Origin of the sequence: Streptomyces sp. NPDC032940 (assembly GCF_040636935.1) — a bacterium.
Classification (GTDB): Bacteria; Actinomycetota; Actinomycetes; order Streptomycetales; family Streptomycetaceae; genus Streptomyces.
Genome location: NZ_JBEZVJ010000003.1, coordinates 382,415 through 394,978 on the forward strand (window position 1 = coordinate 382,415; position 12,564 = coordinate 394,978).

Annotated in this window: 11 protein-coding genes and 1 tRNA gene; 3 read left to right on the forward strand and 9 right to left on the reverse strand. The window is 70.0% G+C overall.

Annotated features, from left to right (window positions below; all coding sequences use genetic code 11):
* Positions 1-235: 235 nt before the first annotated feature.
* Positions 236-2,977 carry a phosphoenolpyruvate carboxylase gene (gene ppc, locus AB0E77_RS06730; RefSeq protein ID WP_361566503.1) on the forward strand — a complete coding sequence of 914 codons (2,742 nt, stop codon included), beginning with the start codon at positions 236-238 and terminating at the stop codon, positions 2,975-2,977.
* Between the two features lie 88 nt (positions 2,978-3,065).
* On the opposite strand, the gene AB0E77_RS06735 is transcribed toward ppc, so the two are convergent.
* The 7 genes from AB0E77_RS06735 to AB0E77_RS06765 form a co-directional block, all read right to left on the reverse strand.
* Positions 3,066-3,590 (reverse strand): hypothetical protein, encoded by a 525-nt coding sequence (locus AB0E77_RS06735; RefSeq protein ID WP_361566505.1) that lies wholly within the window; start codon positions 3,588-3,590, stop codon positions 3,066-3,068.
* 52 nt (positions 3,591-3,642) lie between these two features.
* Positions 3,643-4,245: an aminoacyl-tRNA hydrolase gene (pth, locus tag AB0E77_RS06740; RefSeq protein ID WP_361566508.1), complete on the reverse strand. Its 603-nt coding sequence runs from the start codon at positions 4,243-4,245 to the stop codon at positions 3,643-3,645.
* A gap of 88 nt (positions 4,246-4,333) precedes the next feature.
* Entirely contained in the window at positions 4,334-4,930 is a 597-nt protein-coding gene (locus AB0E77_RS06745) for a 50S ribosomal protein L25/general stress protein Ctc (RefSeq protein ID WP_361566510.1), read from the reverse strand.
* A gap of 198 nt (positions 4,931-5,128) precedes the next feature.
* Positions 5,129-6,103 carry a ribose-phosphate diphosphokinase gene (locus AB0E77_RS06750; RefSeq protein WP_361566513.1) on the reverse strand — a complete coding sequence of 325 codons (975 nt, stop codon included), beginning with the start codon at positions 6,101-6,103 and terminating at the stop codon, positions 5,129-5,131.
* Positions 6,104-6,237: 134 nt separating this feature from the next.
* Entirely contained in the window at positions 6,238-7,686 is a 1,449-nt protein-coding gene (glmU, locus tag AB0E77_RS06755) for a bifunctional UDP-N-acetylglucosamine diphosphorylase/glucosamine-1-phosphate N-acetyltransferase GlmU (RefSeq protein WP_361566515.1), read from the reverse strand.
* A 124-nt stretch (positions 7,687-7,810) separates the two neighbouring features.
* Positions 7,811-7,881, reverse strand: a tRNA-Gln gene (locus tag AB0E77_RS06760).
* Positions 7,882-7,892: 11 nt separating this feature from the next.
* Positions 7,893-8,756: a helix-turn-helix domain-containing protein gene (locus AB0E77_RS06765; protein ID WP_361566517.1), complete on the reverse strand. Its 864-nt coding sequence runs from the start codon at positions 8,754-8,756 to the stop codon at positions 7,893-7,895.
* Positions 8,757-8,891: 135 nt separating this feature from the next.
* On the opposite strand from AB0E77_RS06765, the gene AB0E77_RS06770 reads away from it, so the two are divergent.
* Positions 8,892-10,211 (forward strand): histidine kinase, encoded by a 1,320-nt coding sequence (locus tag AB0E77_RS06770; RefSeq protein ID WP_361566519.1) that lies wholly within the window; start codon positions 8,892-8,894, stop codon positions 10,209-10,211.
* A 12-nt stretch (positions 10,212-10,223) separates the two neighbouring features.
* On the opposite strand, the gene AB0E77_RS06775 is transcribed toward AB0E77_RS06770, so the two are convergent.
* The gene (locus AB0E77_RS06775) at positions 10,224-10,724 is read right to left on the reverse strand and encodes an SUKH-3 domain-containing protein (RefSeq protein WP_361566521.1); all 501 of its coding nucleotides are present in this window, start codon (positions 10,722-10,724) and stop codon (positions 10,224-10,226) included.
* A 47-nt stretch (positions 10,725-10,771) separates the two neighbouring features.
* Entirely contained in the window at positions 10,772-11,299 is a 528-nt protein-coding gene (locus AB0E77_RS06780; protein ID WP_361566524.1) for a YwqJ-related putative deaminase, read from the reverse strand.
* 260 nt (positions 11,300-11,559) lie between these two features.
* Between AB0E77_RS06780 and AB0E77_RS06785 the strand changes: the two genes are divergently transcribed.
* A complete protein-coding gene (locus AB0E77_RS06785) occupies positions 11,560-12,561 on the forward strand; it encodes an SMI1/KNR4 family protein (RefSeq protein ID WP_361566527.1) in 1,002 nt (333 codons plus the stop codon).
* Positions 12,562-12,564 lie beyond the last annotated feature (3 nt).

Consider the following 12,564-nt stretch of genomic DNA (forward strand, 5'->3'; position numbering starts at 1 on the left):
ACAGTTTCCTACGGTTCCGTAACCTACGGCGACGTAAGTATGGCAGCGCGTCACCCCGCGGCAAGAGCCCGAGAGCCTGCGCGTCCCGGCCGACACCTATCCTGGACAACGGTCGGACAGCGCGGTCCGCTCAGATTTCTTCCCGGACGTCCTGCCCCGTAAGCGGCGCCCGCCGCGCGAGACGCCGTCCGGGTTCCCTCCCAGACGAGCTTCAACACTGCAAGGAGCCGCACCTGTGAGCAGTGCCGACGACCAGACTGTGTCCCAGGCGACCACCAGCACCGAGCTGCGGGCCGACATCCGCCGACTGGGCGATCTCCTCGGGGAGACCCTCGTCCGGCAGGAGGGGCCCGAACTGCTGGACCTCGTCGAGAAGGTACGCCGCCTGACCCGAGAGGACGGCGAGGCCGCCGCGGAACTGCTGCGCGGTACCGAACTGCAGACCGCGGCCAAGCTGGTCCGCGCCTTCTCCACCTACTTCCACCTCGCCAACGTCACCGAGCAGGTGCACCGCGGCCGCGAACTGCGCGCCCGCCGCTCCGCCGAGGGCGGACTGCTCGCCCGCACCGCCGACCGCCTCAAGGACGCCGACCCCGAGCACCTGCGCGAGACGGTCCGCAACCTCAACGTGCGCCCCGTCTTCACCGCACACCCCACCGAGGCCGCCCGCCGCTCCGTCCTCAACAAGCTGCGCCGCATCGCCGCCCTCCTCGACACCCCCGTCATCGAGTCCGACCGGCGCCGCCTCGACACCCGCCTCGCCGAGAACATCGACCTCGTCTGGCAGACCGACGAACTGCGCGTCGTCCGCCCCGAGCCCGCCGACGAGGCCCGCAACGCCATCTACTACCTCGACGAACTCCACGCCGGCGCCGTCGGCGACGTCCTCGAGGACCTGACCGCCGAGCTGGAGCGCGCCGGGGTCAAGCTCCCCGACGACACCCGCCCCCTCACCTTCGGCACCTGGATCGGCGGCGACCGCGACGGCAACCCCAACGTCACCCCCCAGGTCACCTGGGACGTCCTCATCCTCCAGCACGAGCACGGCATCAACGACGCCCTGGAGATGATCGACGAGCTGCGCGGCTTCCTGTCCAACTCCATCCGCTACACCGGAGCGACGGAAGAACTCCTCACCTCCCTCCAGACCGACCTCGACCGGCTCCCCGAGATCAGCCCCCGCTACAAGCGACTCAACGCCGAGGAGCCCTACCGGCTCAAGGCCACCTGCATCCGGCAGAAGCTGGAGAACACCAAGGAGCGCCTCGCCCGGGGCATCCCCCACCAGGACGGCCACGACTACCTCGGCACCGCCGAACTCCTCGCCGACCTGCGCATCCTCCAGACCTCCCTGCGCGAGCACCGCGGCGGCCTCTTCGCCGACGGCCGCCTCGCCCGCACCATCCGCACCCTGGCCGCCTTCGGCCTCCAGCTCGCCACCATGGACGTCCGCGAACACGCCGACGCCCACCACCACGCCCTCGGCCAGCTCTTCGACCGGCTCGGCGAGGAGTCCTGGCGCTACGCCGACATGCCCCGCGAGTACCGCACCAAGCTCCTCGCCAAGGAACTGCGCTCGCGCCGGCCGCTAGCCCCGACCCCGGCCCCCGTCGACGCCGCCGGCGAGAAGACCCTCGGCGTCTTCCAGACCGTGCGCCGCGCCCTCGAGGTCTTCGGCCCCGAGGTCATCGAGTCCTACATCATCTCCATGTGCCAGGGCGCCGACGACGTCTTCGCCGCCGCCGTCCTCGCCCGCGAAGCCGGCCTCATCGACCTGCACGCCGGCTGGGCCAAGATCGGCATCGTGCCGCTCCTGGAGACCACCGACGAGCTCAAGGCCGCCGACACCATCCTCGAGGACCTCCTCGCCGACCCCTCCTACCGGCGCCTGGTCGCCCTGCGCGGCGACGTCCAGGAGGTCATGCTCGGCTACTCCGACTCCTCCAAGTTCGGCGGCATCACCACCAGCCAGTGGGAGATCCACCGCGCCCAGCGCCGCCTGCGCGACGTCGCCCACCGCTACGGCGTCCGCCTGCGCCTCTTCCACGGCCGCGGCGGCACCGTCGGCCGCGGCGGCGGCCCCACCCACGACGCGATCCTCGCCCAGCCCTGGGGCACCCTCGAGGGCGAGATCAAGGTCACCGAGCAGGGCGAGGTCATCTCCGACAAGTACCTCATCCCGGCCCTGGCCCGCGAGAACCTGGAACTGACGGTCGCCGCCACCCTCCAGGCCTCCGCCCTCCACACGGCCCCGCGCCAGTCCGACGAGGCCCTCGCCCGCTGGGACGCCGCCATGGACGTCGTCTCCGAGGCCGCCCACCAGGCCTACCGCAAGCTGGTCGAGGACCCCGACCTGCCGACGTACTTCCTGGCCTCCACACCGGTCGACCAGCTCGCCGACCTGCACCTCGGCTCGCGGCCCTCACGCCGCCCCGGCTCGGGAGTCTCCCTCGACGGACTGCGTGCCATCCCGTGGGTGTTCGGCTGGACCCAGTCCCGCCAGATCGTCCCCGGCTGGTACGGCGTCGGCTCCGGCCTCAAGGCACTGCGCGAGGCCGGCCTGGACACCGTCCTGGACGAGATGCACCAGCAGTGGCACTTCTTCCGGAACTTCATCTCCAACGTCGAGATGACCCTCGCCAAGACCGACCTGCGCATCGCCCAGCACTACGTCGACACCCTCGTCCCCGACGAGCTCAAGCACGTCTTCGACGCCATCAAGGCCGAGCACGAGCTGACCGTCGCCGAGGTGCTGCGGGTCACCGGCGAGGACGAACTCCTCGACGCCGACCCCGTCCTCAAGCAGACGTTCGCCATCCGCGACGCCTACCTGGACCCGATCTCCTACCTCCAGGTCGCCCTCCTCGGCCGCCAGCGCGAAGCGGCCGCCGCGGGCGAGGAGGTCGACCCGCTGCTCGCCCGGGCCCTGCTGCTCACCGTCAACGGCGTCGCCGCCGGCCTGCGCAACACCGGCTGACACCCGCACCACCCGGACACGGCGGTGCCCCCGCGCTCACCACGAGCACGGGGGCACCGCCGTATCCACGGCACACCACGAAGCCGCGTCACACCACCACGAACGCCGCCGTCAGCAGACCCACCCCGGACGCGGCCATCACCCACGCCGCCCGCGTCCGCCGCAGCCCGCCCGCCACCACCACCGACGCCAGCAGCAGCGCACCGCCCAGCGGCACCCACGCGTACAGCACCCCGGCGGGACCCGAGCGGACGGCGTGCGTGCCGCCCGGCTTCAGCACCACCGTGTACGTCCGCCCCTTCGACACGGCCACCGAATCCTCGATCACGACGCTCGCCCGCGCCCGAGACCCCGCCGACACCGGCGCGTACGGCCCGCTGCACGAACCGCCCCCGCACCGCGTCACCTCGACCGTGCCCTGCTCACGCCCCTTGGTCAGCATCACGTGCTGCGCCGTCCCCCACGACGCCCACACCCCGGCGATCAGGATCAACGCGGCGACCGCGCCCATCGACGCCACCCGGCCGAACCGCAACACCGCACGCGAGAAGCGCGAGGCCTGACGGGGACGGGCAGCGGCGACGGCGGCTGAGGCAGGCATGGCCGGGATCATTGGCCATACCTACGCGGTCGGTCAACTCACCCGGGCGGCAATCCCCGACAAGTCACGAGTTGTACGTCCCCTGCGCCCGCTCAAGACCCTCGATCACCAGACACTCCACCGCGTCCGCCGCACGGTCCACGAAGTAGTCCAGCTCCTTGCGCTCCGCCGACGAGAAGTCCTTCAGCACGAAATCCGCCACCGGCATCCGGCCCGGCGGCCGGCCGATCCCGAACCGCACCCGGTGGTAGTCCGCACCCAGCGACCTCGTGATCGACTTCAGCCCGTTGTGCCCGTTGTCCCCGCCGCCCAGCTTCAGCCGCAGCACGCCGTAATCGATGTCCAACTCGTCGTGCACCGCCACGACATTGGCCACCGGCACCTTGTAGAAGTCCCGCAGCACCGTCACCGGACCACCCGACACGTTCATGAACGACATCGGCTTCGCCAGGATCACCCGCCGGTTGGCCGGGCCCGGAGGACCGATCCGGCCCTCCACCACCTGCGCCTGCGCCTTGCCGTGCCGCTTGAACCGCGCCCCGATCCGCTCCGCCAGCAGATCCACCACCATGAAACCGACGTTGTGCCGGTTCGCCGCGTACTCGGGCCCCGGATTGCCGAGACCGGCCACCAGCCAGGGCGCACCCGCGTCCGTCGTCACGTCCATGTCTCCTCGTCTGCCCGTCCGTCCACACATACACGTCGGCCGCTGCCCCGCAAGGGAACAGCGGCCGACCGGAAAACAACCGGGACGATCAGGCCTCGGCGGCCTCTTCGCCCGCACCCTCGCCCTCGGCGGCGGGCTCCTCGGCCTGCGCGGCCAGAACCTGCAGCACCACGGCGTCGTCCTCGACGGCCAGCTTCACACCGGAGGGCAGCGCGATGTCCTTGGCCAGGACCGAGGCACCGGCCTCAAGACCCGCCACCGACACGACGACCTGCTCCGGGATGTGCGTCGCCTCGGCCTCGACCGGCAGCGCGGACAGCACGTGCTCCAGCAGGTTGCCGCCCGGGGCCAGCTCGCCCTCGGCCTGCACCGGAACCTCGACGGTCACCGTCTCGCCGCGCTTCACCAGCTGCAGGTCGACGTGCTCCAGGAAGCCCTTGATCGGGTCACGCTGCACCGACTTCGGGATCGCCAGTTCGTTCGTCTTGCCGTCGATGTCCAGCGCGATCAGGACGTTCGGCGTACGCAGCGCGAGCAGCAGCTCGTGACCCGGGAGAGTCAGGTGCACCGGGTCGGAACCGTGACCGTACAGAACACCCGGAACCTTGTTGTCGCGACGGATACGACGCGCCGCACCCTTGCCGAACTCGTTGCGCGTCTCGGCGGCGAGCTTCACCTCGGACATGATCACTCCTCGTAGAGGTAGAAACGGACGTGGTCACCCGGCCACGAACGGCCTGCTACGAAGAGCGCGTCGATAACGGACAGCCCACCCGCGAAAACACGAGTACGGCCTCCCTCGCCGAGCAACTTCAGCAGTCTACTCGGAGAGAGAGGCCGTACCCAAAACGATCTCGAGACCCCCCTGGGCCCCGAAGAACCCTTACTGCTCGTCGAACAGGCTCGTCACCGAACCGTCCTCGAACACCTCACGCACCGCACGAGCGATCGTCGGCGCGATCGACAGCACCGTGATCTTGTCCAGCTCCAGCTCGCTCGGCGTCGGCAGCGTGTTCGTGAACACGAACTCGCTCACCTTCGAGTTCTTCAGCCGGTCCGCCGCCGGACCCGACAGCACACCGTGCGTCGCCGTCACGATGACGTCCTCCGCACCGTGCGCGAACAGCGCGTCCGCCGCGGCGCAGATCGTGCCACCCGTGTCGATCATGTCGTCGACCAGGACACAGATCCGGCCCTTCACATCACCCACGACCTCGTGCACCGTGACCTGGTTCGCCACGTCCTTGTCACGACGCTTGTGCACGATCGCCAGCGGCGCGCCCAGACGGTCGCACCAACGGTCCGCCACCCGCACCCGGCCGGCGTCCGGGGACACCACCGTCAGCTTCGAACGGTCCACCTTCGCACCCACGTAGTCCGCCAGCAGCGGCAGCGCGAACAGATGGTCCACCGGGCCGTCGAAGAAGCCCTGGATCTGGTCCGTGTGCAGATCCACCGCGAGGATCCGGTCCGCACCCGCGGTCTTCATCAGGTCCGCGATCAGACGCGCCGAGATCGGTTCACGCCCCCGGTGCTTCTTGTCCTGCCGCGCGTAACCGTAGAACGGCACGATCACGGTGATGGAGCGGGCCGACGCGCGCTTCAACGCGTCGATCATGATCAACTGCTCCATGATCCACTTGTTGATCGGAGCCGTGTGGCTCTGGATCAGGAAACAGTCCGCACCACGCGCCGACTCCTGATACCGCACATAGATCTCGCCGTTCGCGAAGTCGAAGGCCTTCGTCGGGACGACCCCGACACCCAGCTGCTGGGCGACCTCCTCGGCAAGCTCGGGGTGTGCGCGGCCGGAGAAGAACATCATCTTCTTCTCGCCGGTCGTCTTGATCCCGGTCACAGCACTTTCTCCTCAGAGGTTTCGCAGCTGAGCGTCAGGCGCGCTCTTCCGGCTGGGTGCGGGAGGCGTCTCAGCTGGTGGGGTGCGGATGTGCACTTATCACGGTACGCCGTGTTCGACGCGCCGGTTTCCGGTCAGCCCTCGCCACCGGACTCCCGGGACACCGCCTCGGCCGCCTTCGCCGCCGCGCTCCCCGGACGCTTACGAGCCACCCAACCCTCGATATTCCGCTGCTGGCCGCGGGCCACGGCCAGCGAACCGGGCGGCACATCCTTCGTGATCACCGAGCCGGCAGCCGTGTAGGCACCGTCCCCGACCGTGACAGGAGCCACAAACATGTTGTCCGAACCCGTCTTGCAGTGCGAGCCCACCGTCGTGTGGTGCTTGCTCTCCCCGTCGTAGTTCACGAACACGCTCGCCGCACCGATGTTGGTGTACTCACCGATCGTCGCGTCACCCACGTACGACAGGTGCGGAACCTTCGTCCCCTCACCGATCGACGAGTTCTTCGTCTCGACGTACGTACCGATCTTGGCCTTCGGCCCCAGCCGCGTACCGGGACGCAGATACGCGTACGGACCCACCGTCGCCCCGGGGCCGACGTCCGCACCGAGCGAAACGGTGTTGTCCACGCGTGCGCCCGCGCCCACGCGCGTGTCCGTGAGCCGCGAGTTCGGCCCCACCTCCGCACCCTCGGCGAGATGCGTGGTGCCCTGGAGCTGCGTACCGGGGTGGACGGTCACGTCCTGCTCGAAGGTGACGGTCACGTCGACCCACGTCGTCGCCGGGTCGACCACCGTCACGCCGGCCAGCATCGCCCGGGTCAGCAGCCGGTCGTTGAGGATCCGGCGGGCCTCGGAGAGCTGCACGCGGTTGTTGATGCCCGCGATCTCCCGGTGGTCCCCGGCCACGGAGGCACCGACCCGGTGACCGGCCTCGCGCAGGATGCCGAGCACGTCGGTGAGGTACTCCTCGCCCTGGCTGTTGTCCGTCCGCACCTTGCCCAGCGCGTCCGCGAGCAGCTGCCCGTCGAAGGCGAAGACACCCGAGTTGATCTCGCGGATCGCCCGCTGCGACTCCGAGGCGTCCTTGTGCTCCACGATCGCGGTCACGGCACCCGAGGCCCCGTCCCGCACGATCCGGCCGTACCCCGTCGCGTCCGGCACCTCGGCGGTCAGCACGGTGACGGCGTTCCCGTCGGCGGAGTGCGTGGCGGCCAGCGCCCGCAGCGTCTCGCCGGTCAGCAGCGGAGTGTCACCACAGACGACCACGACCGTGCCGTCCACGGCACCGCCGAGCGCCTCCAGTCCCATCCGCACGGCGTGCCCGGTGCCGTTCTGCTGCTCCTGCACGGCGGTACGGACGTCCGGGGTGGTCTCGGCGAGATGCGCGGTGACCTTCTCACGGGCGTGACCCACGACGACGACCAGGTTCTCGGGCTCCAGCTCACCGGCGGCGGCGAGCACATGGCCGACGAGGGAACGTCCGCACAGCTCGTGCAGGACCTTGGGTGTGGCCGACTTCATACGGGTGCCCTCACCCGCTGCGAGAACGACGACGGCTGCCGGGCGAATGGCGCTCACGGGATGCCCTTCGGCTTTGAGGGGGTGGGGGTGGACATCCGCAGGATACCGGGGTGGTCCCAGGGGGACATGAGTGCGGGCCCTGACGGTGGCTTTCGCCGACGGTCAGGGCCCGAACCTAGGGCTCCCGGGGAAGGAATCGAACCCTCATTCAAGAGACCAAAACTCTTTGTCCTACCATTAGACGACCCGGGATGGTTTGCTCGCTATGTCCGATTTTCTAGATCGGCTGCGGGCGCAGCTTCTACTATGCCGTACCACCAGCCTTCGATGCGACGGTGTAGGTCGGCGCTTTGCAGGACGGCGACCCTGAGGCAGCCGTGGTAGCTCTCACCGGTGTTGGTGCGGTTCGTTTTGGGATTGTGCTTCTTGAGGCTCGTTTTCAGCAGGTCGCCAACCTCGATGCCGACGCACTGCGCCCAGTAGGCCTCGGCTCCCGGGATGTCCGCCGACTCGTGGATGTTGACCGAGAACCGACGGTGCTCGGCCGCCACGCCCAGCAGGTCCAGCCAGGCGAGAAATACCCGAATCATGGTCGGGTCGCTGTTCACGAAGATGACGCGGCGGTGGGCCCCGGGTTTGGCTTTCGCTCCCTCTGACCAGTACAGCCCCACGCCGACCAGGAACAGCTCGCGCTGGGTGATGGATCCGATCTCGGCGTACGCGTTGTTTGTCAGCTCTTCGCGCGCGGCAGTGCGCTTCTCCACCGCACGCTGCACGCCGCGTCGCGCCATTGTCGTGTCGGGGCGGCGCTGGTGCTCCGGTGTCGGTAGATCCCTGACCCACAGCGACACCGAGCTCTTCGAGCAGCCCAACTCGGTCTGAATCTGGTTGTAGGTCCAACCTTGGAGTCGCAGTTCGCGTGCCCGCTGTCGAAGGTCGTCCTTCGCTCGCGGTCGCTTCGTCCATTCCGGGGGCGGTTCGCCCTCCACGAGGCGCTGAAGCGTCTCCTTGTTGCGGACGCCGAGTTCATCGCTGATCTGCCGAAGGCTGTATCCGGCCCGACGCAGCGCGACCGCCCGTTCCCGTAGCCCCTCGAAGTCCGCGTACTTGCCCTGTGGATGTGCCATACGCATACCGTCCGGCCGGAATGGTCCGCTCCGGTGCTGGTCGGTGGAGGGTTCACCAGTTCGAGGGATATCGCGTCGTATCGCTTGGTGAAAGTCGACGGAAATGGGGCGGGGGGCGCCCGTAGGGTGGTGGGTATGACCACGACGGGGGAAGACCACGTACCGGCCCGGGGTGGGCCTTGGTGGTGGGACAGGCGGCGCGGTGCGGTGCTCGATGTGAGCCTCGGTGCCGTGTCGGCGCTGGAGTGCGCGGCGGAGGGGATTCCGTTCGCGAGGGACGCGGGGATTCCGTGGGCGGCGGGGGTCGTCTTCGGGTTGCTGGCCGGTTCGGTGCTGGTGCTGCGGCGGAGGTGGCCGATCGCGGTGGTGCTGGTGGCGATCGCCATCACGCCGGCGCAGATGGGTTTCCTGATGGGCATCGTCGGTCTGTACACGCTGGCGGCGTCGGAGTTGCCGCGGCGGATCATCGGGTCGCTGGCGGGGATGTCGCTGGTCGGCACGCTGATCGTGACGTTCGTGCGGGTGCGGCAGGACATGGCGTCCGAGGACATGGACATCGGCGACTGGTTCATTCCGTTCGCGGCGATCGCCACGTCCCTGGGGGTGACGGCTCCTCCGGTGCTGCTGGGTCTGTATGTGGGGGCGCGGCGGCGGTTGATGGAGAGTCTGCGGGAGCGGGCGGACAGTCTGGAGCGGGAGTTGCAGTTGCTCGCGGAGCGCGCGGAGGAGCGTGCGGAGTGGGCGCGGGGCGAGGAGCGGACGCGGATCGCGCGGGAGATGCATGACGTGGTCGCGCACCGGGTGAGTCTGATGGTGGTGCATGCGGCGGCGTTGCAGGCGGTCGCGCGGAAGGATCCGGAGAAGGCGGTGAAGAACGCCGCTCTGGTGGGGGACATGGGGCGGCAGGCGCTGACGGAGCTGCGGGAGATGCTCGGGGTGTTGCGCGCCGGTGGGGCCGGGGGGCGTGCGGAGCGGCCGGCGGTGCCGTTGGCGGCGGTGGGGGTGGCCGCGGCGGCGGCTGCTTCGCGGGCGGCGGAGGGTGGTGAGCGTCTCGCGGAGGGGCCGGCTCTGTCGGAGCTGGAGGAGCTGATCGGGCAGTCGTCGGCGGCGGGGATGGTCGTGGCGTTGTCGGTGGAGGGGGAGGTGCGGTCGTATGCGCCGGAGGTGGAGTCGACGGCGTTCCGGGTGGTGCAGGAGGCGTTGACGAACGTCCACAAGCACGCGGCGGGCGCGAAGACGTATGTGCGGCTGGCGCACCGGGCGTCGGAGATCGCGATGCAGGTGGAGAACGAGGCGCCGCCGGAGGTGTCGTCGGCGTCGTCGGCGCGGTTGCCGTCGGGGGGCAACGGGCTGGTGGGGATGAAGGAGCGGGTGTCCGCTCTGGGGGGTGTGTTCGTGTCGGGGCCGACGGATGCCGGGGGTTTCCGGGTGTCGGCGGTGATTCCGGCGTCGTAGTGGCGGGCCGGGTCAGTCGGCGGTGACGGTGAGGCGGGTGGGTCGGGTGCCGGCGATGAGGGCGGCGAGGGCCTGGTCGATGTCGGGGCCGAGGTACCAGTCGCCGGTGTGGTCGAGGGCGTAGACGCGGCCTTCGGTGTCGATGGCGATGAGGGCGTGGCTGTCGGTCTCGGTGCCGAGGGGGCAGGTCTGGGTGTCGAGGGCGCGGCCGAGGTCGCCGAGGGTGCGGGCCATGTGGAGGCCGTGCAGGGGGTCGAGGTGGAGGCCGGCGGGGGCGATCTGGCGGCCGGGTCCGGTGGGGGTGATGTGGAGGCCGCCGAATTCGGCCCAGGCCTCGACGGCGGCGGGGAAGACGGCGTGCCGGTGTCCGGCGGGCGAGGTGTGTTCGCGCAGGGTGTCGGCCCAGATCTCGGCCTGTTTGATGTCCCAGCGTCCGGGTTGCCAGCCGGCGTCGCGCAGGGCGGCGTCGACGGGGACGGGGAAGCGGGTGGTGGAGGTTCGGTCGGCGTGCATCTGCCCTTGGTTCGTGTCGGTGGGTTCGGCGGTGTGGGGCCGGGGGGTCAGTCGTCGGTGGTGGGGTCGACGATGCGGACGCCGAAGTGGTCGCTGAGGGCGGTGCAGGCGCGGCAGGGGGTGGCGAAGCTGCCGTGGAGGGGGTCGCCGTCCTCGCGGATGCGGCGGGTGGTGAGTTTGGCGTGTTTGAGTGCTTTGCGGGCTTCGCCGTTGGTCATGGGCCGGCGTGCGGCGCGTTTGCTGCGTGCGGCGTCGGCGGTGGTGAGGTGCCGGGAGATGAGGACGGTCTCGGCGCAGCGGCCGGTGAAGCGGTCGCGCTGTCCGCTGGTGAGGGTGTCGAGGAAGTCCTGTACGAGTGGGTGCAGGGCGGGGGGTGTGTCGGCGCGGGTGGCGGTGCCGGTGAGGGTGGTGCCGCGTACGGAGAGGGCGGCGGCGACGGTGGGGAGGATGCCGTCGCGGCGGTGGAGCAGGGTGGGGGCGTGGGGGGTCTCGGTGGCGCTCCAGCCGATGCGGGGGTCGCCGCCCTGGGCGTCGTCGGACCTGCCGGTGTGTGGTCCTGTCTGCGTCGCACTCATGATCGTTTTCCCCTCCTGAGCATCCCCCCGGAGGACACAGAGTGCCAAATCCCGTGGCGTGTGCGGTAGCTGGGGCGGGGTGACACGCCCGGGTATGGGCGGTCCGTCACGAGGGGGTGACGGCTGGTCACGGGTGGGGCGGGGGCGGTGGTGCGGGGCCGGTGACCGGTGTCGGTGTACCGCATAGGCTGTCGGCACCGCGTTCGCGTGCGGTGATGGAAGACAGTGCAGACAGACAGACGCCGCAGGGGGCTACCGCCATGACGACAGGTCGGCTCGGGCAGATCGCGCCGCCGAACGCGGCCTACGCCGGGCAGGTCGTGCATTTCCCGGATCCGGTGCGGGCGGCCCGTCACCCGAGAGGGGTACGGGTGGACGAGGGTGGTTACCCCGTTTTCGCGCCGTACGCCCGTGCGGTGGCGGAGATCGCGGAGCCGCCGGCGGGTTTCGGGGTGGACGAGCTGCGGCTGACGGACTACGTGTCGGCGAACGCCGCGATGGCGGCGTCGGGGCACGAGTTGTGGGACACGGTGCCGTCGGTGGCGACGCCGCACGGCTGGACGTGGCATCACGCGGTCGGCTCGCGGCGCCTGGAGCTGGTGCCGGTCGAGGTGAAGGCGCTGCTGCGGCATCACGGTGGTGTCGCGACGGCGGCCGTGGACCAGGGCAAGCGGGGTACGCGGCCGTTGCAGGAGACGCGTCCGGCGCACTTCGGGCTGCCGAAGTCGGGTGTGTCGGTGACGGAGCAGCAGGTGCAGGGGGTCGAGGAGGACCTCGGGTACCGGCTGCCGGGCGCGTACCGGTCGTTCCTGAAGGCGGCGGGCGGCTGTGCTCCGGTGGGCACGGCGCTGGACGCGGAGCTGGGGCTGCTGGTGGACCAGCCGTTCTTCACGGTGCGTGAGGAGGCGGCGGTCAACGACCTGGTCTATGTGAACAAGTGTCTGCGGGACCACCTGACGAAGGACTACCTGGGGGTCGCGTTCGTCCAGGGCGGTCTGCTCGCGGTGAAGGTGAAGGGCGAGCGGATCGGTTCGGTGTGGTTCTGCTCGTACGACGACGCGCGGGACGTGGATCCGTCGTGGTCGCCGGCGGAGCGGGTGGAGCGCCTGCTGCTGCCGTGCGGTGAGGACTTCGACGCGTTCCTGTCGCGGCTGGCGGGGTCGCCGCCGGAGTTGGAGACGGTGGCGAATCTGATGGTGGACGGTGGTTTCGCGCGTGCGGTGCCCGTGACGTCGGCGTCCTCGGCGCCGGTAGGGGAGTGAGCT